The sequence below is a fragment of the Pseudoalteromonas sp. UG3-2 genome (genome assembly GCF_037120705.1).
Classification (GTDB): domain Bacteria; phylum Pseudomonadota; class Gammaproteobacteria; order Enterobacterales; family Alteromonadaceae; genus Pseudoalteromonas.
The window spans coordinates 2,545,935-2,568,309 of sequence record NZ_JAWLJU010000002.1 but is presented as its reverse complement, the minus strand read 5'-3'; the positions used below and the strand labels follow the sequence as shown (position 1 = coordinate 2,568,309).

22 protein-coding genes and 3 tRNA genes are annotated in these 22,375 nt (G+C 46.9%); 12 read left to right on the top strand and 13 right to left on the bottom strand.

Annotated elements, in window-relative coordinates; genetic code table 11:
* Positions 1 to 113 precede the first annotated feature (113 nt).
* The 4 genes from R3P39_RS14480 (at position 114) to R3P39_RS14465 (ending at position 3,001) form a co-directional block, all read left to right on the top strand.
* Positions 114 to 260 carry a hypothetical protein gene (locus tag R3P39_RS14480; protein ID WP_336568305.1) on the top strand — a complete coding sequence of 49 codons (147 nt, stop codon included), beginning with the start codon at positions 114 to 116 and terminating at the stop codon, positions 258 to 260.
* Between the two features lie 211 nt (positions 261 to 471).
* Positions 472 to 1,479, top strand: coding sequence for a hydrolase (locus R3P39_RS14475; protein WP_336568304.1), 1,008 nt, complete (start codon positions 472 to 474; stop codon positions 1,477 to 1,479).
* A 1-nt stretch (position 1,480) separates the two neighbouring features.
* Positions 1,481 to 1,729 (top strand): YheU family protein, encoded by a 249-nt coding sequence (locus R3P39_RS14470; RefSeq protein WP_336568303.1) that lies wholly within the window; start codon positions 1,481 to 1,483, stop codon positions 1,727 to 1,729.
* Positions 1,730 to 1,816: 87 nt separating this feature from the next.
* The gene (locus R3P39_RS14465) at positions 1,817 to 3,001 is read left to right on the top strand and encodes a dipeptidase (protein ID WP_336568301.1); all 1,185 of its coding nucleotides are present in this window, start codon (positions 1,817 to 1,819) and stop codon (positions 2,999 to 3,001) included.
* Between the two features lie 343 nt (positions 3,002 to 3,344).
* Here the strand turns inward: R3P39_RS14465 and R3P39_RS14460 are convergent.
* The 5 genes from R3P39_RS14460 to nudE all read right to left on the bottom strand — a co-directional run bounded on the left by R3P39_RS14460 (position 3,345) and on the right by nudE (position 5,699).
* Positions 3,345 to 3,421, bottom strand: a tRNA-Met gene (locus R3P39_RS14460).
* A gap of 260 nt (positions 3,422 to 3,681) precedes the next feature.
* Positions 3,682 to 3,758, bottom strand: a tRNA-Met gene (locus R3P39_RS14455).
* Between the two features lie 152 nt (positions 3,759 to 3,910).
* Positions 3,911 to 3,987 (bottom strand) — tRNA-Met (locus R3P39_RS14450).
* Between the two features lie 343 nt (positions 3,988 to 4,330).
* Positions 4,331 to 5,134, bottom strand: a complete 804-nt coding sequence (cysQ, locus tag R3P39_RS14445; protein ID WP_336568299.1) for a 3'(2'),5'-bisphosphate nucleotidase CysQ — start codon at positions 5,132 to 5,134, stop codon at positions 4,331 to 4,333.
* 1 nt (position 5,135) lies between these two features.
* Positions 5,136 to 5,699, bottom strand: coding sequence for an ADP compounds hydrolase NudE (gene nudE, locus R3P39_RS14440; RefSeq protein ID WP_336568297.1), 564 nt, complete (start codon positions 5,697 to 5,699; stop codon positions 5,136 to 5,138).
* 61 nt (positions 5,700 to 5,760) lie between these two features.
* Here nudE and yrfG point away from each other — a divergent pair, with 61 nt between their 5' ends.
* Positions 5,761 to 6,417, top strand: coding sequence for a GMP/IMP nucleotidase (yrfG, locus tag R3P39_RS14435; RefSeq protein WP_336568296.1), 657 nt, complete (start codon positions 5,761 to 5,763; stop codon positions 6,415 to 6,417).
* Here yrfG and R3P39_RS14430 read toward each other — a convergent pair.
* Positions 6,414 to 7,034, bottom strand: a complete 621-nt coding sequence (locus R3P39_RS14430) for a dUTP diphosphatase (protein ID WP_336568294.1) — start codon at positions 7,032 to 7,034, stop codon at positions 6,414 to 6,416. The two genes, yrfG and R3P39_RS14430, sit on opposite strands and share 4 nt — an antisense overlap.
* A 112-nt stretch (positions 7,035 to 7,146) precedes the next feature.
* On the opposite strand from R3P39_RS14430, the gene R3P39_RS14425 reads away from it, so the two are divergent.
* Positions 7,147 to 7,779 (top strand): peroxiredoxin-like family protein, encoded by a 633-nt coding sequence (locus tag R3P39_RS14425; RefSeq protein WP_336568293.1) that lies wholly within the window; start codon positions 7,147 to 7,149, stop codon positions 7,777 to 7,779.
* A gap of 37 nt (positions 7,780 to 7,816) precedes the next feature.
* Here the strand turns inward: R3P39_RS14425 and R3P39_RS14420 are convergent, their stop codons facing one another.
* The 3 genes from R3P39_RS14420 to R3P39_RS14410 form a co-directional block, all read right to left on the bottom strand.
* Entirely contained in the window at positions 7,817 to 10,150 is a 2,334-nt protein-coding gene (locus tag R3P39_RS14420; RefSeq protein ID WP_336568292.1) for a fatty acid cis/trans isomerase, read from the bottom strand.
* On the bottom strand, positions 10,150 to 10,518 hold the full coding sequence (locus R3P39_RS14415) for a hypothetical protein (protein WP_336568291.1): 369 nt from the start codon (positions 10,516 to 10,518) through the stop codon (positions 10,150 to 10,152). Before R3P39_RS14415 ends, R3P39_RS14420 begins: the two co-directional genes overlap by 1 nt.
* Positions 10,519 to 10,653: 135 nt before the next feature.
* A complete protein-coding gene (locus R3P39_RS14410) occupies positions 10,654 to 11,319 on the bottom strand; it encodes an SDR family oxidoreductase (protein WP_336568290.1) in 666 nt (221 codons plus the stop codon).
* A gap of 172 nt (positions 11,320 to 11,491) precedes the next feature.
* Between R3P39_RS14410 and R3P39_RS14405 the strand changes: the two genes are divergently transcribed.
* Entirely contained in the window at positions 11,492 to 12,217 is a 726-nt protein-coding gene (locus tag R3P39_RS14405; protein ID WP_336568289.1) for a transporter substrate-binding domain-containing protein, read from the top strand.
* On the opposite strand, the gene R3P39_RS14400 is transcribed toward R3P39_RS14405, so the two are convergent.
* Positions 12,214 to 13,014 carry a VOC family protein gene (locus R3P39_RS14400; RefSeq protein WP_336568288.1) on the bottom strand — a complete coding sequence of 267 codons (801 nt, stop codon included), beginning with the start codon at positions 13,012 to 13,014 and terminating at the stop codon, positions 12,214 to 12,216. The genes R3P39_RS14405 and R3P39_RS14400 overlap by 4 nt on opposite strands.
* A gap of 138 nt (positions 13,015 to 13,152) precedes the next feature.
* A complete protein-coding gene (tesB, locus tag R3P39_RS14395; RefSeq protein WP_336568287.1) occupies positions 13,153 to 14,010 on the bottom strand; it encodes an acyl-CoA thioesterase II in 858 nt (285 codons plus the stop codon).
* A gap of 124 nt (positions 14,011 to 14,134) precedes the next feature.
* On the opposite strand from tesB, the gene R3P39_RS14390 reads away from it, so the two are divergent.
* Complete coding sequence (locus tag R3P39_RS14390) at positions 14,135 to 14,596, top strand: EVE domain-containing protein (protein ID WP_336568286.1); 462 nt, start codon at positions 14,135 to 14,137, stop codon at positions 14,594 to 14,596.
* Here R3P39_RS14390 and R3P39_RS14385 read toward each other — a convergent pair.
* Together R3P39_RS14385 and R3P39_RS14380 are read right to left on the bottom strand one after the other, a co-directional pair.
* Entirely contained in the window at positions 14,593 to 14,799 is a 207-nt protein-coding gene (locus R3P39_RS14385; protein ID WP_336568284.1) for a hypothetical protein, read from the bottom strand. The genes R3P39_RS14390 and R3P39_RS14385 overlap by 4 nt on opposite strands.
* On the bottom strand, positions 14,775 to 15,857 hold the full coding sequence (locus tag R3P39_RS14380; RefSeq protein ID WP_336568283.1) for a potassium channel family protein: 1,083 nt from the start codon (positions 15,855 to 15,857) through the stop codon (positions 14,775 to 14,777). The genes R3P39_RS14385 and R3P39_RS14380 overlap by 25 nt, the downstream gene beginning before the upstream one ends.
* Positions 15,858 to 15,979: 122 nt before the next feature.
* On the opposite strand from R3P39_RS14380, the gene R3P39_RS14375 reads away from it, so the two are divergent.
* The 4 genes from R3P39_RS14375 to R3P39_RS14360 all read left to right on the top strand — a co-directional run bounded on the left by R3P39_RS14375 (position 15,980) and on the right by R3P39_RS14360 (position 22,343).
* The gene (locus R3P39_RS14375) at positions 15,980 to 16,927 is read left to right on the top strand and encodes a chemotaxis protein CheV (RefSeq protein ID WP_336568282.1); all 948 of its coding nucleotides are present in this window, start codon (positions 15,980 to 15,982) and stop codon (positions 16,925 to 16,927) included.
* Between the two features lie 137 nt (positions 16,928 to 17,064).
* Complete coding sequence (gene uvrD, locus R3P39_RS14370) at positions 17,065 to 19,230, top strand: DNA helicase II (RefSeq protein ID WP_336568281.1); 2,166 nt, start codon at positions 17,065 to 17,067, stop codon at positions 19,228 to 19,230.
* Positions 19,208 to 21,277, top strand: coding sequence for a GNAT family N-acetyltransferase (locus tag R3P39_RS14365; protein ID WP_336568279.1), 2,070 nt, complete (start codon positions 19,208 to 19,210; stop codon positions 21,275 to 21,277). The genes uvrD and R3P39_RS14365 overlap by 23 nt, the downstream gene beginning before the upstream one ends.
* Positions 21,252 to 22,343, top strand: a complete 1,092-nt coding sequence (locus tag R3P39_RS14360) for an ABC transporter substrate-binding protein (protein ID WP_336568278.1) — start codon at positions 21,252 to 21,254, stop codon at positions 22,341 to 22,343. Before R3P39_RS14365 ends, R3P39_RS14360 begins: the two co-directional genes overlap by 26 nt.
* Positions 22,344 to 22,375: the final 32 nt, after the last annotated feature.

Genomic DNA, 22,375 nt, shown 5'->3' with positions numbered 1-22,375 from the left:
AAGCCTCAGCATAAGTAACGCTTAACTGCACTGCGAAACTTGATCTTGATCATGTCAGCCACGGCGTACCTCATCTACTATTTAGTCATCGACAAGTTAGGAGGCACGCAGCCATGAACGTATTCTTTAGAGACTTTTTTTCCGACCCTGTGTTGTTTTTGTCTTTTGGTATCTTAGGCATCGTTATTTTGCTGTGCTGCTACTACGTCTACTTCTTCGTTAAAAAAGTAATGGACGCTGAAGTACCAAACGAACAATAAGATGAATTTTTAAGTTTGATGAGCTAATCGTCAACTCAATAACAGTTCCCCAACGTTAAGAATTAAGCACGACGCACAAAGCACCTTATCAGCTCAGCTGGTCGGGTGCTTTTTATTTTGCTGGCTTAACTCCGCTGGGATATTAAGTTAAACTGCTTGGAATATGCAGCAAAGTGTAGACTTTATCTCTTTGGCTTAACTAAGTGGTAATATGAACCAAGCAATCAAACCCGCAATCGCGCAACAATTCGATTTTACCCCAGCATGGTGGATGCGTAATCGTCATGCACAAACCATCTTGCCGCGCTTCTTTCGTCCAAGGTTATCGGTGGAAGTGACTTTTGAGGCACTCGAAACGCCCGATAATGACTTTTTAGAATTAGCTTGGGCAGCACATGGCAACCCTAATGCGCCTCTGGTGGTCGTGTTGCATGGCTTAGAAGGCAATATTAACAGTTTTTATGCCAAAGGCTTATTAAAGGCGCTAACACAAAACGGGTTCGATGCCGTATTAATGCATTTTCGTAACTGCTCAAGAGAACCCAATCGCCAAGCTCGTGCCTACCACAGCGGTGAAACCAGTGATCTAGCATTTGTGATTGATACCTTAACGCAGCGCTTTGCTGGCCGCACCTTATATGCCGTTGGTTTTTCACTTGGTGGTAATGTGTTAGCAAAATATTTGGGTGAGAAACAACAGCACAGTGGTCTTGCTGCTGGGGTGGTGGTATCAGCGCCCTATCATCTGTCTTCTTCTTGCCAAGTGATCCGCAAAAGCTGTTTTAAGCTATATCAAAAGTATTTGCTAGATCGGATGAAAAAGTCTTTTTCTCGCAAGTTAGACACGCTCACAGATCAAATTAATATCAACCGTGAGACGCTATTTAAGATCAATGATTTATGGCAGTTTGATGACCAAATCACGGCGCCGCTACATGGCTTTGATGGCGCAGAAGATTACTACCAACAAGCCAGCGCACAACCGTACCTGAAACACATTACCACCCCTACCCTGTTGATCCATGCCGAAGATGACCCCATGTTATCTCGTCAAGCCATTCCCCTACAGGAGCAGGTAAACTCACCAGTAACACTGGCGGTGAGTAAGCACGGTGGTCACGTTGGTTTTATTAGTGGTAACAACCCGTTACGACCCATATTTTGGTTAGAGCAAGTGATCCCAGAGTATTTGCAACAATTCCACAGCAAGGCAAAGTAGTATGATTATTCCTTACCAGCAAATCGCCGCAGACACCTTAGAAAGCCTAATTGAACATTATGTGCTGCGTGAAGGCACCGATTATGGCGATGTGGAAGTCAGTACCGAACAAAAAGTCGCCGAGGTTAAAGCACAATTAAAATCTGGCGAAGCACTGATTGTTTTTTCTGAGCTGCACGAGTCAGTCAACATTGTTAGCAAAGCCCAGTTCCAAGCCATGCAAAGCGAGGAGCAATACTCGCAATATTGAGCGTTGCGACATCAATCGCAAACAGTTGTGCACCTGGCGGGACTTGTTACAATCAAAGCTCAATAACTATAAAGGAAAGGTATTTTTATGAAGCTCGCCACTACGCTTTGCAGTTTGGCACTGGCTGTCTCAACAGCCTACGCAACTGAGTATAAAGCCTCAGAACGTGCAGTAAAACTTGCTCAAGACAACATCCTCATCGACACCCATATTGATGTCCCCTACCGTATTCAAGACACTTGGGATGACGTCAGTAAGGCCACCGAGGGTGGCGACTTCGATTACCCCAGAGCGGTGCAAGGTGGCCTCAATGCCCCGTTTATGTCTATTTATATTCCCGCCAACCTAGAGTTTGAAGGCAAAGGCAAAAGCTATCAACTAGCCAACCAGCTGATTGATGGCATGGAAGCTTTGGTTTACCGTGCTCCTGATAAGTTTGCCATGGCTTACAACACGGATGATATTTACCAGCAATTTGATAAGGGCTTAATGTCTATTGCCATGGGGATGGAAAACGGCTCCCCTATTGAAGGCGACATGGCCAACTTAAAACACTTCTACGACCGTGGTGTACGTTATATCACCTTAGCACACTCACAAAGCAACCATATTTCAGACTCATCCTATGATATCCGCCGTAAATGGAAAGGCCTAAGCCCATTTGGTAAAGAGTTAGTGGTCGAGATGAATAAAATCGGTATGCTAATCGATGTCTCACACATCTCTGATGATGCCTTTTACCAGGTGATGGAAATCTCGAAAGTACCGGTTGTGGCATCACACTCTTCATTACGTAAGTACACTCCTGGGTTTGAGCGCAATATGGACGACGACATGCTCAAAGCGCTGGCCAAAAATGGTGGCGTAATCCAAATCAACTTTGGCTCGAGCTTTGTAACAGCCAAAGCTGGCGCTTGGTATGATAAGCGTGATGAGGCGCAAAAAGCCGCAAAAGACCAGCCTAAAACCGACTTTAGAGCAGCATTTAGAGCGAAAAACCCATTCCCCTACGCCACCCTAGAGCAGGTGCTCGACCATATTGATCACGTGGTTAAGCTCATTGGTATTGAGCACGTTGGTATTGGTTCAGACTATGATGGTGTCGGCGACTCGCTACCTATTGGGCTAAAAGACGTTTCTACCTACCCAAATCTAGTACAGGGACTATTAGATAGAGGGTACAGCGACACTGATATTAAACTTATCCTAGGTGGTAATACTCTGCGCGTTTGGCAACAAGCAGAAGAGTACGCTAATACCAATCCGCATTAATACTTGCTCAATTTGAGGGAGCAAATTCGACGCTAACTTCGTTAAAAATTTCTTATTTAGAACAACTAAATAGCAAAATTTTTGCCTTGTTATCGACAGAATTTTCTTGCCTCAAATAGACCACTTAATTAAGCGAATTGGTATAAGAAATTCTAATTGTACCAATTGGTATAATACCATGCGTCATCGAATAGGTGGCGCAATTACCAGCAACACGTTCTATTAAAAACTTGCCTGCGTAAACGGTTTTATTTTGAAAGTTATGTAATTGAAACCGGAATTATTTGGGTAATAGTGTGAGTGATACAGAAATGTGGAGTTGTGAGAGCCACTCTATAAAAAGTGGTTGCGGGAGCCGGATTTGAACCGACGACCTTCGGGTTATGAGCCCGACGAGCTACCAGGCTGCTCCATCCCGCGCCTGTATATTTTGTGTTGAACCTAACACGTCGGTGCCCGACGACCTTCGGCTCTTTACAGGTTTAGCGAGCCCGACGAATGATTTATCATTCTGCTCCATCCCGCGCCTGTATATTTTGTGTTGAACCAAACACGTCGGTGTCCGACGACCTTCGGCTCTTTCCAGGTTTAGCGAGCCCGACGAATGATTTATCATTCTGCTCTATCCCGCGCCTGTATATTTTGCTAAGTTTTGTTTTACTTCTACCTTAACTAAGAAGTGGTTGCGGGAGCCGGATTTGAACCGACGACCTTCGGGTTATGAGCCCGACGAGCTACCAGGCTGCTCCATCCCGCGCCTGTATATTTTCTGTTGAACCAAACACGTCGGTATCCGACGACCTTCGGCTCTTTCCAGGTTTAGCGAGTCCGACGAATGATATCATTCTGCTCCATCCCGCGCCTGTATATTTTGCTAAGTTTTGATTTACTTCTACCTTAACTAAGAAGTGGTTGCGGGAGCCGGATTTGAACCGACGACCTTCGGGTTATGAGCCCGACGAGCTACCAGGCTGCTCCATCCCGCGCCTGTATATTTTGTGTTGAACCAATCACGTCGGTATCCGACGACCTTCGGCTCTTTCCAGGTTTAGCGAGTCCGACGAATGATTTATCATTCTGCTCCATCCCGCGCCTGTATATTTTGTGTGAACCTAACACGTCGGTGTCCGACGACCTTCGGCTCTTTCCAGGTTTAGCGAGCCCGACGAATGATTTATCATTCTGCTCCATCCCGCGCCTGAAATGTATCTTGCGAAGCCTTAACTTCGAAGAGGTCGCTATCATAATGGATTAAAATTTTATTGCAAGGGGTTTCATCTCTAAAAAGTGTTAACTGGGTAAAAATAACCCAATCAACACCGAAAGCCCCTACCCTAGTGGTCGGTGGTGTGGGCTAATTAATTTTTGCCACTGCCAATCGGGGTGACCCATCACAATAAAGTCTGGATTTTCTGTGGTCTCACGTTGGTTGTAAGTGAGCGGGTTAAACTCGGCATCAGTAATACAGCCTCCGGCTTCTTCCACAATGATTTGTGAAGCTCCAGTGTCCCATTCTCCTGTCGGACCGACACGCAAAAAGCAGTCAGCCTTACCTTCGGCAATAATACACGCCTTCAGTGAGCATGAGCCTAAGGCCACGGTATCAAACTGGCTATTCAAATATTGGCTTACGGCTTCGATTTTTTGCCGACGACTCACCGCCAGCGTTAAGGTATCGGGTGGGGAGACGTAGATTTGCTCTTCGGGTTTGTCAGCCACGCGCTTATAAGCCCCGCTGCCTTTACTGGCATAATAGGTGGTTTGTTTCGCAGGCCAATAGATAACCCCCAAAACAGGATGGTTATTCTCAATTAAGGCAATATTTACTGCAAAGTCACCACTTTCTAGAATAAACTCTCCCGTGCCATCCATGGGGTCCAATAACCAATAACGCTGCCAGTGTTGGCGCTCTGCCAGCGGGGGGATCGGGGTTTCTTCCGACATCACCGGAATATCTGGCGCAATGGCTTTAAGCCCGGCCATTAGCACCTCATTGGAAGCAATATCGGCAGCAGTCACCGGGGTATTGTCAGATTTCTCCTGCTTGCCGATATCATCTTCTTGGTAAATCGACATAATAGCGTCACCGGCTCGCTTAGCCAGTGCAATACAAGGCTCTAAATATGACTGCAATTTATGCCTCCAAGTTTAAATGCGCTTTTAATAACAACAGCGCGGCCACACTGCGCGCTTCAGTAAAATCCTCTTGCTGCAATAAGTCGTATAATTTTTCTAAAGGCCACTTCACCACCACTAACGGTTCTGGTTCGTCCCCTTCCAACCGTTCTGGGTAAAGCTCGCTGGCCACTAAAATATGCATTTTGGCATTAAAGTAACTGGGCGCCAACGACACCACTTTAAGCTCAGAGAACGCTTTAGCACCAAAGCCCACTTCTTCTTTGAGCTCACGATCACCAGCTTGCACCGGTGTTTCTCCTGGATCGATAAGTCCCTTAGGAAAGCCCAACTGGTAATTATGCGTGCCTGCGCAATACTCTCTTACTAATAATAGCTCATTATCGGCGGTAATGGGCACTATCATTACCGCACCACGACCGCCACCACGAACTCGTTCGTATTCTCGCTGAGCACCGTTAGAAAAATTGAGTGTTAGCGCTTCAACCGTGAAGAGCTTACTTTTAGCAACGACATCGCAAGCTAAAATTTCCGGAGGATTAGGATGCTTTTTATGTGACATAAATCTTTATTTGCTATCATGGCCAATAACACAATCATAAAGCCTTTGAAGTTAAATGCCTATGCTAAATTGGTCAAATATCGACACCGTTCTACTAGATATGGACGGCACCCTACTCGATTTGCATTTCGACAATCACTTTTTTCTCGAAGTCGTGCCTCGCGCTCATGCCAAACGCCAAGGACTGAGCCTAGAAGCCGCTCGCGCTGATATATTAGACCGCTATGAAGCCGTTATGGGGCAAATTCAGTGGTATTGCTTAGATTACTGGCAAGAACAGCTGCAGTTACCCATTATGGAGTTAAAGCGTGAGATCCAGCACTTAATCTCCATTCGTGACGATGTACCTGACTTTTTACAAGCGTTAAGAAAAAGCGGCAAACAGCTGATTTTATTGACCAATGCCCACCCGGATAGTTTGAGTTTAAAGATAGAACGGACTCAGTTTGATCAGTATTTAGATAAGTTGGTGTCAACACATGAGTATGGCGTGAGTAAAGAGAGTCAGTTGCTTTGGCAGCAGGTTGAGAAAGACTTAGGGTTTGATAAGTCACGCACCTTGTTTGTCGACGACAGTCTGAGCGTGCTGGCTGCGGCAAAAGAGTTTGGCATTGGCCACCTACTAGCGGTAGCCAACCCCGATAGTCAGCAGCCAGAAAAACAAATAAGTGATTACCTGAGTGTTTCTGACTACCGCACTTTGCCCCCTATCGACTAACTTGGGTAGCGTGCTTTGAGGCCATCATAGACATGAGTTTTAAAGTCTGGATGTTCAGTGTCTAGGCTTTTTACTACCTCAACCAGGTGCTCATTGTCTTCTTGGCCCTGCCACACTTTAATGTAGCTGCCTTCTTTATAGCCATGATCTTGGCGGAAGAAGTTAAGGGTATTTTTACCCACATAACCACGATATAAGTCGTCAATGCTCATGCCAATTTGCTGCATACAACCGGCGAAAGCTTGGGCATCAAAACGGCGCTCAGTGACCGCAGCACTGGCCAGCAGCTCTAATGTTTCTTTAAAGTCTGCACCAAGTTTTGGCTCGCCAAGTTCAGCTTCTAATTGCGTTGCCAGTTGCTCAAATGAAGTCTCACCATCAATACGCAATGATAGGCCAAAGTGGAAAATATCCACCAGCTCTAATATCACTTGCTCAGTGTCTGGTGTTTGTTTTTTCCACCACTTCCAACCATAGTGGTCAAGCATTTCTGCACATTCCACCCAAATCGCGCGATACCATTCGAACCCTTGCTCGAACCATTGTTCATGGACCTTAGTGTTCATGGCATGTTGCATCTCTAGCATCACCACGAGCTTTGTAATGTTTGCAGACATTGTGCTCTCTCTATATGGAAATCAATAACAGCTATTATCATACCGCAGTGAAAGATTTTCGTCAGTACTCGGGTCTGTATAAGCCACATTTGTAGCAATAAAAAGAGAGATTATGCGCCATTTAGTTTTATCACTGATGTTATTACTGAGCACCTCAGTCACTGCAGCCGAGATCAGTAATATCGCCGCAGCGCCTGAACAAGTTCGCCCACTATTACCAGGGCTCCAAGCCCCCCAGCTAACATTACAAGATAAAGCGGGTAAAAGCGTGGATTTAGCTGAGCTATATAAACAAAAGCTGACGGTGTTGGTGGTGTATCGTGGTGGCTGGTGCCCCTATTGCTCACGTCAGTTGGCTCGCATTCAAACTATCGAGTCTCAGGTGGTTGAGCTAGGTGCACAAATCGTTGCTGTGGCGCCTGATGCTCCTGAAGTATTAGCGAAAAGCACCATTGAATCGCCAAACTATCAGTTACTCTCCGATGATAAAATGGAGCTCAGTCAAGCATTGGGACTGGCTTACTTTTTAGAGGATAAAACCGCTGATATGTATCGCAATAAACTCGGTGTTAATTTTGTCGACTTGGACGGCAATAGTCGAGTTGCCCTGCCTGTTCCAGCGGTATTTGTTATCGATCAGCAAGGACTCATTCAGTTTCAATATGCCAACCCCAATTACAAGGTACGGCTAGACGAGCAGGTATTGCTCGCCGCGGTAAAGGCCGCCGTCGCCGCCAGTAAATAGCAACCAAAAAGATGATGGAGCGCGGTGCTCCACCATCTTAGCGATTTTCTAGGCGATTGTAGTCAAATAAGCCAAATTCAACCCCTCTGGTTTGCTGCGCGATATCGTGCAATAGGTCGCTATAGCGCCAAAATTCAGGGTGAGTTCTACGAATGCCATAGCTTGCTCTTAGCGCTTGATAGTCCGACTCTGTTCTCACTTGCCCTAACCGCGTAACAAAATCTTGTGCGTCGGAGTGGCTCGATAAGTACCAAATGGCTTCGGGGTAGTCACCAATAAAACCAGGCACTAGCGAAGCGGTGTCTTCTTGGTATGCGCGCTGGCCTTCTTCATTAAGCAAGCTCGAGATATTGTAGTGGGCATTATGGTGCAACAGCGTATAAGGCTGATGCCCACCATCGGGCTGCTGCGTTAAAATGAACGAGACTTGTGGTAATAAGTTAATGGCTTTAGTTGGTAAGCTATTTAACTCAGCTAAAGGGCCTTTAACGCTGCGAAAGTCATACTCTTGGTTCAACACCGGTGCCAATACTTGATGCAAGTTGTCATATAGCTCTTGCTTGGGATCATCACTGTGGTATTCAATGCCCGTCGGCGCGCCAATGAGCGACTTGCGGTTAATAAACTCGCTTAAACTTAAATGCGAATTGCGATACCAGTGACTTTTAATGGCTTGGCGATGACTCAGCGGCAGCATATTTAAAAAGTTTTGCTCTCCTTCTAAGCGCAAGAAGTCCATGTATAAACGCGTGATCAGCTGATGACCAATATTGCCATAGACATCGAACCCCGCCACCAGTAGGTAGTGGATCCGCTCAAATAAGGCGTAATCGAGTACCCACATGGTTTTTGGTGCTTGGCCTATAAAACCTTTAACCACCGAAGCACTATCAAAATGGCGAAAAATCGTCAGGGCGGCATTTTGATTGTGGCCATCGCCACGCCAAATTAAGTCCATATTCAAACGTTTACCATCGGCAAACATCTGTTCCGCTAACTCGGTTTTGGCGTGTAAGTAGTCTTTTTGCTTGCTGGCGTATTTTGCCCAACTCGATAGCGGTAAAGCATTGCTTTGCTCCGCCGCCGGTAACACTAAATCTTCATCGTGTTTTAGTAATAAGCGGTTGATGGCTTCGTTACTGTTTTTTTCCGGGTCAACAAACGCCACCCAAAAATGATCATTAATCACATTTAGGGCAATTTGACCACGGCATACGGGCCCTTTTATAAAGCCTTTTACAATTAACTCCGCTTCATCCAGCATAAATTGATAACGCGAGTTCACCGGGATCGCTTTAAACACCTTAAACGGATTCGCGGCTAGCTCTGGGCTGTAGCCGGGTAACTCAGACACTTCATAGTCCGCAGCAAAAAACTGGGCATTGAGTCGTGCTAACTTTTTATCATCCAGCGCCAACGGCATATGAGTTTTTGATAGAATACTGCTCTGCACTGGCATCAAACGATAATAAACCCGCTCGACTTCAGGGTCATCAAACGGCCTCACCGTGCTGATCAATGCCAGAGGTTGGCCTGGAGGTGTACTGGAGCGAACCAGTTTAAAAAAGCTCGGCTCTGCGGTGTTAGGGAAGTAAATATGGGCTAAATACCAATGCTCGTAGATATAGCGCGCAGCTAATCGGTGCTTAGGGCTTGCTTGATTTAAAAAGCGCTCCCACTTTTCCACCTCGGCTAATGCCTTATAAGTCGGTGCGGCTACCGCGCTCATTTTGCTGCCGTTCCGCAGCCAAGCTTCTAACGCTTTGAATTCATCTTGTGTCAATGGCGGTAAGCCATAAGGCATGCCTGCATGGGGCTGCTTTTTCGCTAACGCACTAAACTCATCCATACTGGGACAGGTTTGTTTGCGGTCTAGCGAGAAATCAAATTCATCCCCTAAAATGCCTTCCTGAGGAAATGGGTGGGACATTTTTAATAACAAGCTGTTATACAGCACACTGCCCGCTAAGTTGTTGTATGGCGTCTGCTCGCGCTCATTTAACACGGGCGTAAAGTCGCGTTGCCGCCATTGGGTGGTGGTTTGGCCATCAAACAACAGTCGCGTTGGTGTTTGCGCTAACAAGCGTGTACCGTCGTAAACTCGCTGCTTAGATAACCCGCGGTCAATCCCCTCGGGGGAAGAAAGCTTTAACTGACAAGGCGCGTCATAACAGCCATGACAAACCACGCAACGCGTTTCTAGGATGGGCTTTATGGTTTGGCTGTAATGCGCGCCACCTTGATGGTACTGCGTCATCCTTGCTTGCGGTTGTTCAGGGCCAAATAACTCATCGTATTTCGATGCTCCAAAAGCCACACAACCACTTAGGATCAATAGCGCAATGGCCTGTAGCAGTACTCGTTTTGCCATTATTCGTCCTCGTCGTCCAAGCCGAGATCAAAGGTTGGCATCATTTCCATAGGCGGCGAAACAAACAAGGCGCCGTTGTCGGTATTTAACACCGCACTCAGCACCGGACCGTGATTTAGAATTAATTGCAGTTGGTGACCATGAGAGAGTAGCTCACTGACTTCATTAGCAATATTACTGATTTCATAGTCGTCGATGGGCAAGCTGATGCTTTGCTCTTGCTCTGGGTTTTGACATAGATTTGCCAATAAGTTTTCGCTCAGTAATACGGCGACCTCAGCATCTGGGGCATCGATGTCACGACTTTCGATATTATCGTCAAGTTGAAAAAGGGGCAGGCTAAGGGGAGTATCTTGTTGTAGTTCCATTGCGAGTGACCATTTGAGTATTTGCTTTATTTTAGCATGATTATATCAGTCCACCGCCCATTTGGGTGGACTGATCCATGCGGCCACGACTATCAAGATGATTCTGCGGCGTCTCATTGTGAGATTAGTAAGGCATTACCAGGGCAAGGTTTCCCCATTGGAGTGCCAAAAACCACCGCTGTTTTCCAGGTTCAACTGTTCGATACGTTTGATTAAACGTTCGGCTGCCACGTCGGGACCGATATCGCCGGCATAGCCTACCATTTGTGTTTGCACAAAGCCTGGGTGAAATAACCCTACAGCAATATCCTGAGATTTTAACTCATGCGCCATACTTACGCCTGCCGCATTTAACGCCGCTTTTGACATCCGATAGCCAATGTATCCGCCAGAGCCATTATCCGCAATGGATCCCATTCTACTGGTGATCATGGCGACTTTACTGCCAGCACTGAGGTTGTTTAATAGCGCATGGGTAATACGAATTGGCCCTAAGGCATTAACCTCAAACTGTTGTGCTATGGTTTCAAAATCCATCTCTGCCAGAGTTTCATTATGGAAAACCCCGGCATTATTGATCACTAGGTCTAGCTTTTGCTCGCCTAACGCAGCCACTAGCTTTTTGCTGCCATTGTCGGTAGCCACATCGATACCATCAATAATATCAACACCCAGCGCCTCGAGCTCCTCTGAGGCCGTTCTGACCACCGCCGTCACCTTGCAGCCTAAGGCTTTATATTGTTTACAGAACTCCAAGCCAATTCCGCGATTAGCCCCAGTTACTAATACATGTAGTGCCATGTGGGTCTCCTTCAAAGTGTGTGACGTCATTAGTTATATTATTTAGCTATGGGGACGAAAAACAGCAATAGCAAGTCACCCGTTTAATGACAATATGTATCACGGGATATAACCGCAGCAAAATAACGCTTTTTTGCTACTCTTAATTACAAAGTGAATAAAGGAGTATGCTGTGAAGCGCTATTGGATATCATTATTGTTGTGCTGTTCCAGCTCCGTGATGGCTTATCAGATCAATGTCAGTGAAATAGTAGCGTATCAACTGGGTAAAGAGCGCATTACCACGCTCATGCAAGCGCTTTATGCGCCGTTAAGCATCCAGCCGCAGATTATTATTTTACCCAGCCAACGCGGGCTTAGTTATGTCAACAGCGGAGTGTACGATGCTGAGGCTGGACGCGTGGAAGATGTGGTTACCCAGTACTCAAATCTAATAAAGGTGTCTGAGCCACTGGCCAATGTCAATATTGCTATTTTTTGTATTCAAGAACAACACTGCAACCTTACCCCACAGCAAGAATTAGTAACTATCCGTGGCAGCCTGATTGTCAGCCAGTATTGCCAACAACGCGGCTTTACTTGCCACCCGGTATCTAATGAGATCTCCGCTTTTCAGGCGTTGCAAAAAGGCCATACCCAGAGTTTATTGGCCGATGACTTGTTTACCCTTGGTGGCATTTGCCAATCAGGCTTAAAACAACTCTTTATGCGGCGTTTGCAGCATAATAGCTACGACATTTTTCATTATGTTCACCAACAGCATCAGCAGCTAGTACCGCAATTAAATCAAGCGATTCAAGCCATGAAAAAAAGCGGTACCATTCAAGCTATCTTCGCAGGTATCGCCAATCGCTCAGCCGATTGCCAGGTACACCTAACTGTTTTAGCAACAGATTAAAGAGTGATTTCATCCATGCTCGATTCTATAACCGAAAACACTGCACCTTGTGGGTCAGTGAGTACGGCAAAGCGCCCAACCCCAGCCACATCCGTAGGAGGGACACAGATGGTGCCTCCGAGTTTCTCGGCATGGTTGGCGGTACTGTCACAGTCTAATACGGCAAAATACACCATCCAGTGGGGCGGTATATCGTCCCCCCACTCGGCGGTCATTTCCAACATGCCAGCTACTGCTTGCTGATCGACCTTGAACAAGGTGTAGTCCATGTTTTCCATGGCTTTTACTTCACATTCCCAGCCAAACATCGACTGATAGAATTGACGGCTTTTAGCGCTGTCTTTACTGGCCAACTCAAACCAATAAGGGGTATTGGCTTCAAGCTTTCTTTGGATACCGATATGTCCTAGAGATTGCCATAGCGCAAAAATGGCGCCACCGGGCTCTTGCAACATCGCCATTCTGCCAGCGCCGGGAATATCATGAGGTTCAATCATCACGTCGGCGCCTAATTGCTGAGCTTTTTGTACACTTTCATCGGTGTTCTCTACTGCAACATAACTCAACCAGTGACTCTGCATCCCGCTGCTTTTCTGCTCTTTAGTCATTTGATACATGGCGGCTAGATCGTCCGTGCCTTTTTGCAACATGGTATAATAGCTGTCAGCGGTAATTTGCTGATCTAACACCTGCCAGTCAAACAGCTGTTGATAAAACGCTTTACCACTTTGCCAATCTGATGAGCACAGCTCCACCCAGCAGAAGTAACCTATACGAGACTCTGTGATTACCGCCATACCGTCACCTTGTTTATGGTTTACTTACGTTATCTTCAATATAGCAGGAGGAGCTCAACTACGCTCCCCCTCTATCTGCGGCTCTCGAGTTGCTGCCTTTGCGTATTTATCAATACCAGCCACTCATATACGGTCATGCTAACGCTGGCGCATGACTCCCTCTTGGATAGTTGAAGCCACCAACTCCCCTTGGCGATTAAAGAACTGACCACGTACTAAGCCGCGGCCATTTGAGGCGCTGGGGCTGTCAACGCTGTAAAGGATCCAGTCATCCAATCGAAACGGGCGATGAAACCACATTGCATGGTCGATGGTCGCGACCTGCATATTTGGCTGCATAAAAGACAAACCATGGGGCTGCAGCGCGGTGGGCAAAAACTCAAAGTCAGAGGCGTACGCCAACAGGTAATTATGAATGCGGCGATCATTGGGCATATCGCCATTGGCTTTAAACCAAACATGACGAACTGGCTCTTGCTTATTGGGTTTAAATGGGTTTTGAAAGTTCACCGGACGCATGTCCAGTGGCATTTCTTGGGTGAATTTGGCCCGCAGTTTTTCTGGAATAAGATCCGCATGCTCTTGATAAAAATGCAAAGAGGATTTTAATGACTCTGGCTCTGGCACCTCAGGCATAGGAGACTGATGCGACAACCCAGGCTCATCCCCTTGGAAAGAAGCCGTCATATAGAAAATCGGTTTACCATATTGAATGGCACTGACGCGGCGAGTACTAAAGCTTCGACCATCACGAATGTTTTCTACATCGTAGACAATGGGCTTAGTGGCGTCACCTGGACGTAAAAAGTAGGAGTGCAGCGAGTTAACATAGCGACCTTCTGGTAGCGTATATTTTGCGGCAGAAAGCGCTTGTCCCATCACCTGCCCACCGAACACTTGCGGAAACCCCAAATCTTGACTTTGTCCTCGATATATACCTTGTTCAATTTCCTCAAGGCTGAGTAAATCCAACAGGTTCTGCAATATTCGGCTCATTCTTGGCTCCCGTTTTGCTGTGACCACATAGGTATGCTCAGTGATTTAAAGGTCACGCTGCATACGTTGTTCAAATCAGTATAATACACTTATGCTAACCCTATCGCACTATTGGACTTTTGTTATGGCTTATTGGCTTTTTAAAACCGAACCGGATGCTTTTTCTATTGATGATCTGCAACAGGCGCCTCAACAACAAACTTTCTGGGAAGGAGTAAGAAATTATCAAGCTAGAAATTTTTTACGCGATAACGTCCAGCCTGGCGATCTGGTGTTTATTTATCACTCTAGCTGTAAGGTGCCTGCGGTAGTCGGTATCGCTGAGGTAGTAAAAGGAGCAAGTCCTGATCCGGAGCAGTTTAATCTGCACAGTGATTATTACGATGGCAAAGCCACCCCAGAGCAGCCGCGTTGGTTCGGTGTCACCTTACGCTATCGCCAGCATTTAAACACGCCGGTGACGTTAAAAGCCATAAAAGCCAACCCTGAACTTACCGAGCTGGCTTTAAAGAAAGGCGGTAGGCTCTCTGTGATGCCAATCGTCGCTGCTGAGTGGCAAACCATCATCGCCATGTCGGAGCATTAAGGCTTTTTGCGCTTAGCCTTGCTTCGGCCCCCTTTCGGGATGATGCTAAAGTATAAAATAAGCGCAATCCAGGAAAACAGTAAGGTACCAATTAGCCAACCGTTTTTCTCATGGCCTTGGGTGCGTTTACTGCCGGCAATTAACGCCACCGGCAGTAAATAAGCACACAATAAAAAGATCAGCAAGAAGAGTTCGGTGAACATAACTCAGTCCAATTCACTTCAGCAGCTAGAATGCGATGCGGAGCAATATAATGCACAACGTCTCCCGCTGTGATGGGGTAATTTAATGGTGGGTTTAAGTCCATTTTTAGGCCATTAACATCGTGCGCTACCCCCAGCAAAGTGGCATTGTGGTGCTGCTTAAAATAATTGAAAATATCCCCAAAGGTCAGCTGCTTGACGTCATCCGGTAATACTAAACTAAACTGGGTATCGCCTTTCAATGTCGACAGCAACTCTTCTTGAATGCGGCTGGAGCCTGGGTCTTGCATGGCTCGCACCAAAATTTCTGCTGACATCGAAGCCGAACATTCAACATTTTGGCAATGCTCTCGTAGCAGCATGGCTTTGGTATCATCTAAAAAGTGGGCACTGATGTGTGCTTGAGGTTTTACCACCTTACTGAGCTTTAATGCCGTGGTAAACGTTTGATTATCATCATCGCCGTCAATAATGATTTTATCTGCCTGAGTAATATTAATGCGACTAAGTTGTTCGTCATCGGTGAAGCTGGCTAAGCGTGCAAAAGCCACCTCAGGATAGCTGAGTAGCGGATGTTCAATGGCATCGGTCACCGCTAAGACAATTTTTCGATCCTCACGCTTATCATCTCCGAGAATATAATCGACCATCTTTTTCGTTCTGACATCATGCCAGCCAAAAATTACAATATGATTTTGCAAATGTGCAAAGTCTTTTTCCCCTGTCATACTTCTTCTCACCCAAAAAGTCACAAATTGTCCCGCTTTACCCAGCAACACACCGAATAACGCTAATCCAAATGGGATTTGCACAATGGCTACAACCATCCGCCCCCATTCTGTTGTCGCACTGAAATCACCGTAGCCCACCGTCGAAGTGGTGACCACGTAATAATAGAAAAAGGTGTTAAGCGGTAACAGTGCGGATTCATCCGCCAACCATAACAAGCCCCATGTTACTGCCATATGGACGAGTGTCGCTGTCAGTAGCAGTTGCCAGCTGGCCTGGTCAATGTGTGCACGCACCATTACCACTAAACGCTTTAAGAAAATTGGCATAATACTTCCCTAGCAATTAGATAGGCTTACCATACTGTAGATTTTGGGGAAAAAACAATACGACAGAGTCACATCTTTGATATAGTCTTAGTTATAGAGCATAGAAGTAATGAGGGTTTCACATGGCTGGCGTATTGGCCTCTGTAGATCAACGTACACAACTGGTGGGGGAAAACCGCTTAGAGCTGCTGCTGTTTCATCTTCATAGCCGGCACTTTTTTGCTCTCAATGTGTTCAAGATTAAAGAGGTAGTTAAGCTGCCCAAGCTTAATAAAATGCCTAATGCCCACCCTAAAGTGTGTGGTGTCACCAATATCCGTGGCGAATCGGTGCCAGTGATTGATTTGCGCGACGCTATTTGCATGCCACCGTGTGAGCGAGACCCAGACAGCAACTTAGTTATTACCGAGTACAACCGCTCTGTACAGGCTTTCCTGGTCGGCAAAGTGGATCACATTATCAATACCACTTGGACCGAGATTATGCCAACACCAAAAACGGCTGGGCGTAATCACTATTTAACCGCACTCACCAAAATTAAGCGCAACGACGTCGAGCATATTGTCGAAATCATCGATGTTGAAAAAGTGCTGGCCGAAATTATTGAGTACCAAGTCGAAATTCCACAAGACATTCTCGATAAAGAGATCATCAATGAATTTCAAGGCCGTAAAGTGCTCCATGCCGACGACTCCCCCACGGCACGACGTCAGGTCGCAGATACCCTAGCCCAACTGGGCATTGAAATCATTCCGGCAACCGACGGTCAAGAAGCCCTTAACGTGCTGAAACACTGGGCCGATGAAGGCATTGATGTGCAAAAAGAGTTACTTGCAGTGATCACCGATGCCGAAATGCCGGTGATGGATGGTTACCGGCTCACCTATGAAATACGCAATGACAGTCGCCTAAAAGACCTCCATATTATTCTCAACACCTCCCTCAGTGGCAGCTTTAATAATGCCATGGTCGAAAAAGTCGGCTGTAATGCTTTTTTATCGAAGTTTCAGCCTGACTTGCTGGTAAAAGAAATTCAAAGCCGACTCAAAGCAGTGCTAGAAAATAATTAAACTGTATATAAAACCAGTATGCCAATTCTTAAATATCAACAACTTAGAAATTCACTCTGGCAAATTCATTAGCAGTGACTGGGATTTGCCGGCATGAGTCGGTATACTTGCTGTCATTTGAGCAAATGGGCAACGCAATGGACGTATCAGAATTACTCGACGGCCTTAATGATAAACAACGGGATGCCGTCGCGGCCCCGTTGCAAAATATGCTGGTGCTAGCTGGGGCTGGCTCGGGGAAAACGCGCGTATTGGTGCACCGCATTGCATGGCTAATGCAAGTCGAGCACGCTTCACCCTTTAGCATTTTTGCCGTTACCTTTACCAACAAAGCCGCTAAAGAAATGCGCGCTCGCGTTGAAGCCACCCTCAACGGCCCAGTAGGCGGTATGTGGATTGGTACATTCCACGGCCTAGCTCACCGCATGTTGCGCGCCCATCACCGCGAGGCCAAACTGCCCGAGTCGTTCCAAATTCTCGATAGCGACGATCAACAGCGAATGATCCGACGTTTGCTCAAGTCGATGAACATTGATGAGAAAAAATGGCCTGCGAAGCAACTGAGCTGGTATATCAGCGCCCGTAAAGATGAAGGGCTACGACCTAAAGACATCACCGCCTATGATGTCAATGAACAGCTCATGCTTCGCGTATACAGTGCCTATCAAGACGCCTGTGATCGCGCCGGGTTAGTGGATTTTGCCGAGATCCTTCTGCGCAGTTATGAGTTACTGCAACAACAGCCCACTTTGTTGCGTCACTATCAGCAGCGTTTTCGCCATATGTTGGTGGACGAGTTCCAAGACACCAACAGCATTCAGTACCTGTGGCTGCGCTTACTCGCCAGAGGGGACAGCGACATCATGATCGTTGGCGATGACGACCAAAGTATTTACGGCTGGCGTGGCGCCAAAGTCGAAAATATTAAGCGCTTTTTAGATGACTTTAATGCTGAGACCATTCGCCTGGAGCAAAATTACCGCTCCACCGCCACCATTCTAAAAGCCTCCAATGCCCTAATAGAAAACAACGCGGAACGCATGGGCAAAAGCTTATGGACCGAGGGGACCGAAGGCGAGCCGATCTCGATTTATGCCGCCTTTAACGAACTCGATGAAGCGCGGTTTGTGGTGGGTAAAATTAAGTCATGGCTGCAAGCTGGCAATGCTCTGAGCGATAGCGCAGTGTTATACCGCAATAATGCTCAGTCTCGGGTGTTAGAAGAAGCCCTACTGCAAGAAGGGCTAAAATATCGCATTTATGGCGGCATGCGTTTCTTCGAACGCCAAGAAATAAAAGATGCCCTGAGCTATCTGCGTATCGTTAGCAACCGCAATGATGATGCCGCGTTTGAGCGAGTGATCAACACCCCAACCCGTGGCATTGGCGATAAAACCCTTAGCCATATTCGCGACTGCGCCCGCAATGAGTCCATTCCTTTATGGGACGCTGCTAAGGCCGTGGTGGCGCAAAAGCATTTAGCCGGTCGTGCCGCTACCGCAGTCAGCAAATTTATTGAATTAATTGAACACTTAGACGATACCATAGCCGAGCTGGAACTTGCTGAGCAAGCACAAAAAACCATTGAGCTGTCCGGGTTGATGGCGATGTATCAAGCGGAAAAGGGTGAAAAAGGCCGCGCCAGAGTAGAAAACTTGGAAGAGTTGATCAGTGCCTGTGGTCAGTACGAGCTGCCCGTCGATGAGGACTTTACTTCTCCACTGCAAGGATTCTTAGCCTACACCTCGCTGGAAGCCGGAGAAGGTCAAGCTGATGAGCATGAAGATGCGGTACAAATGATGACCCTGCACTCGGCCAAAGGATTAGAGTTCCCATTAGTGTTTATGGTGGGCGTAGAAGAAGGCATGTTTCCATCTCAGCAGAGTAATGAAGAATCTGGTCGCTTAGAAGAAGAGCGCCGACTTTGCTACGTGGGTATGACGCGCGCCATGGACAAACTGTACATCAGTCACGCCGAAAGCCGCCGTCTTTATGGCCAAGAAAAGCACCATAGCCCATCGCGCTTTTTACGAGAAATTCCTGAAGACTGCATGGAAGAGATCAGAATCAAAACGCAAGTTTCACGCCCTGCTAATAATGGCCGCTTCAGCCCATCCATTAGTCATGCTGCGTTTGAAGACAGCGGTTTTAACCTGGGTCAACGCGTCCTCCATGCCAAGTTTGGTGCCGGCACCGTGCTTAACTATGAAGGCAGTGGCGCGCAATCGCGTATTCAGGTTAACTTTGATGATGTCGGCACTAAGTGGCTAGTAACGGCCTATGCCAGATTGCAGTCCATCTAACCTCGAGCAGCTAATGCAGCAACTTGCCGATGCTCGTCATCGGCAACTGTTGCTAATCTGCGGCGAACAAGCTTGGTGTTATCAACAAAGCTCAGACTTATTTGCCTCCTTTGCTGACACTTTAACCCTCAGCACCACCGCCTCTTTTAATCAAGCCCAGTGGCCAGAGCATCTTCACCAAATTCTCGGCCAAGAGTTCAGCTTAGTCATTTATGATGGTTTTAGCGGTATTCACCCAAATAAGCTGGCAGCAGCCTCTGGCACAGTTAAAGCTGGCGGTATGCTGGTGTTACTCTTGCCCGAACTCGAAAGCTTAAGCCACTGGCTCGACCCGGCCATTACCCGCTGGTGTTCGGCTGAGCAACAGCTGACACAGAGTCACTTTTTGCGCCGCTGGCAAACTTTGTGGCAACAACAGCCCCCATGGCAGCTAAGCCAGCAACATGGCTGGCACTTACCCAACCACTACAGCGCTCCCCCAAGTCAATGTGGTATCGCCGCACAGCAGCAAGTACTAAAGGAAATACAACAGCGCCTAAGCACCAACACTGCCCCCATCCTCTTAAGTGCTGACCGCGGCCGTGGCAAAAGTGCCTTATTAGGGCTATTAGCAGCCCAACTACCACAACAGTCATTTATTCTATGTAGTCGTCACTTTCACGCCCTCAAAAGCTGCTTTAGCATGCTGGCACAGGAGCTTGGTATTCCCTATGCGGTGCAACAAAAGCAACTTGCTAACCTAAGTTATATGCCACCCGATGTGTTACTGCAGCAACACCATAACCTTGACCCTAACTGTATTATACTGGTTGATGAGGCGGCAGCGCTGCCAGTACCAACATTGATGGCCATTAGCCAGTTAGGCCATCGCTGTGTTTTTGCCAGCACTCTGATCGGATACGAGGGCAACGGCCGTGGCTACACATTGCGGTTTAAACGGTTTTTAGCCGCTCAGTTTCCCCATTTTGCAGAATATAATTTGCATCTGCCCATCCGCTATAACCATAACGATCCTTTGGAGCAACACATCACCAAGCTGTTCGCTTTAGAATGCAAAACAACCCCAGTGTGTTGCCAAGGTGACCTCAGTTATCAGGTTCTGTCACAGGCGCAATTAGCCACTAATGAAGCCCTGTTACAACAGGTTTTTTCACTGTTGGTGTTGGCACATTATCAGACCAGTGTCGACGACTTACGCCAGCTATTAGACGCACCAGATTTGCGCCTTTACGCTGCATTTAATCAGCAACACTTAGTGGCGGTCAGCTTGGTAATTATTGAAGGTGGTCTGTCTGAGACTCTTTGCCAAAGTATTATGACAGGGCAGCGACGCCCCGCCGGTCACCTTATGGCCCAGCAACTAGCAACCAGTAGTGGCGATATACGCTTTGTACAACAACGTGGTGCCCGCATAGTGAGAATTGCAGTACAGCCGGAATGCCAAGGGCGTGGTATCGGTACGGCATTGCTCAAATACCTTCAGCAGCAATTAGCCACAGAAAGCGCCTACATAGGTAGCAGCTTTGGCTGTACCACTGCCCTGGTTAATTTTTGGCAAAAGGCTGGCTTTACCCCGGTAAAACTGGGCTATAAAAAGGACAAGGCCAGCGGTGAGTATGCCATGATAGTACTGCATGAGCCTCAGCCAATGTCGGCCATCAGAACACAGTTTAAAGCAAGCTTTTATTATCAACTACAGGGCCAATATAAACACCTTGATAGTGATGTGGTAGCAGCCATGCTGTGTTCTTTCCCTTGTAGCGAAACGACGTTAGAGCAGCAAACTTTGCTTTACTATTTAGTCGATAACCAGCAAAGCAATGAGCAACAAATCGCACCTGTGCTGTGGCAGCAGCTTTTGTCTACACCGCAAGTGATTAAATTCCTAAGCCTTATTTCCAAAGCTCTGATTATTCGACTAGTATTACAGCAACAATCATCTCAGCACGTGATCACAGAGCTGGGCTTAACAGGTAAGAAAGCGTTAATAAAAGCGCTGAGAGAAGCACTTAGGGAAGTGTATGCGCACACGGTTGATAAAAGTTAGTCTGCTTGTTTTTGCTGTAGGGCTGTCTTGCCTCGCGGCGGCAGAAGGTACAATAAAGCTTGGTATGTCAACGGCACTTTCCGGTCCAGCTCAGGAAATAGGACGTCAGCTCAAAGCTGGGGCTGAACTGCATTTTAATCATTACAATAAAACCAAAAGTCCAGAGCAAATAGCGGTTGAACTCATCACCCTTGATGATGGTTATGAGCCGAGTAAAACCGTTATCAATGCCCGCACTCTAATCTATCAGCATCAAGTTGATGCTTTATTTGGGGTTATGGGCACCCCCACATCTTTTGCCATTAAAGCAATACTAGAGCACTCAAAAGTGCCCTTACTGATGCCCTACACTGGCGCTGACTTTTTACAACAGCCTAAGACATTCTCGGTATTTAACTTACGGGCCAGCTATGATCTCGAGGCGCAGGAAATCATTCGCTATCTGATGGATGAGCAACGACTGAAACGAATTGGTTTTCTTATTCAAGCGGATGAGTTTGGCCTCACGGTCGAGCAAAGCTTAACCAGAGCGCTTAAGCGCAGAGGGCAGACACCTGTGGTGATCACTCGCTTTCGGCGCAATACCGGAGATATCGCGCAAGCACTAAGTAAAGCTAAAGAGCAAGGGGTCGATGCCATTGCCATGGTGGGAACATACGAACCGTTAGCTAAATTTATTAACCAAGCTCAACAAGATAACTTCCACCCTTATTTTGCTACGGTTTCTTTTGCCGCGTCGAATGAGCTCTACGCCAGGCTCAATGGTGCCGTAGATGTACTGGTCACTGAGGTAGTTCCAGATCCAGAGTCGTGTCAAGCAAGCCTTTGTAAGCAGTTTCGTCAACAAGCCAGCCAAGCCAATATGTTGGTCAATGAGCAAACGTTCGAGGGCTTCCTTAATGCTCAGATGTTAACCTTAGCGGTTCAGGCATGTGATAGCCCTATTCAGGCCCCTTGTTTACTCAATGCGCTGGAACAAACACTGGTAACCAATAAAATCATACGCGAGGTATTTATGCTCGCTCCAGGGCAAAAGAAATTACCGGTTTATCGCTCCTTTTTCTAATAATGTTCTATGCTTAGAGAATAATTTTGGCA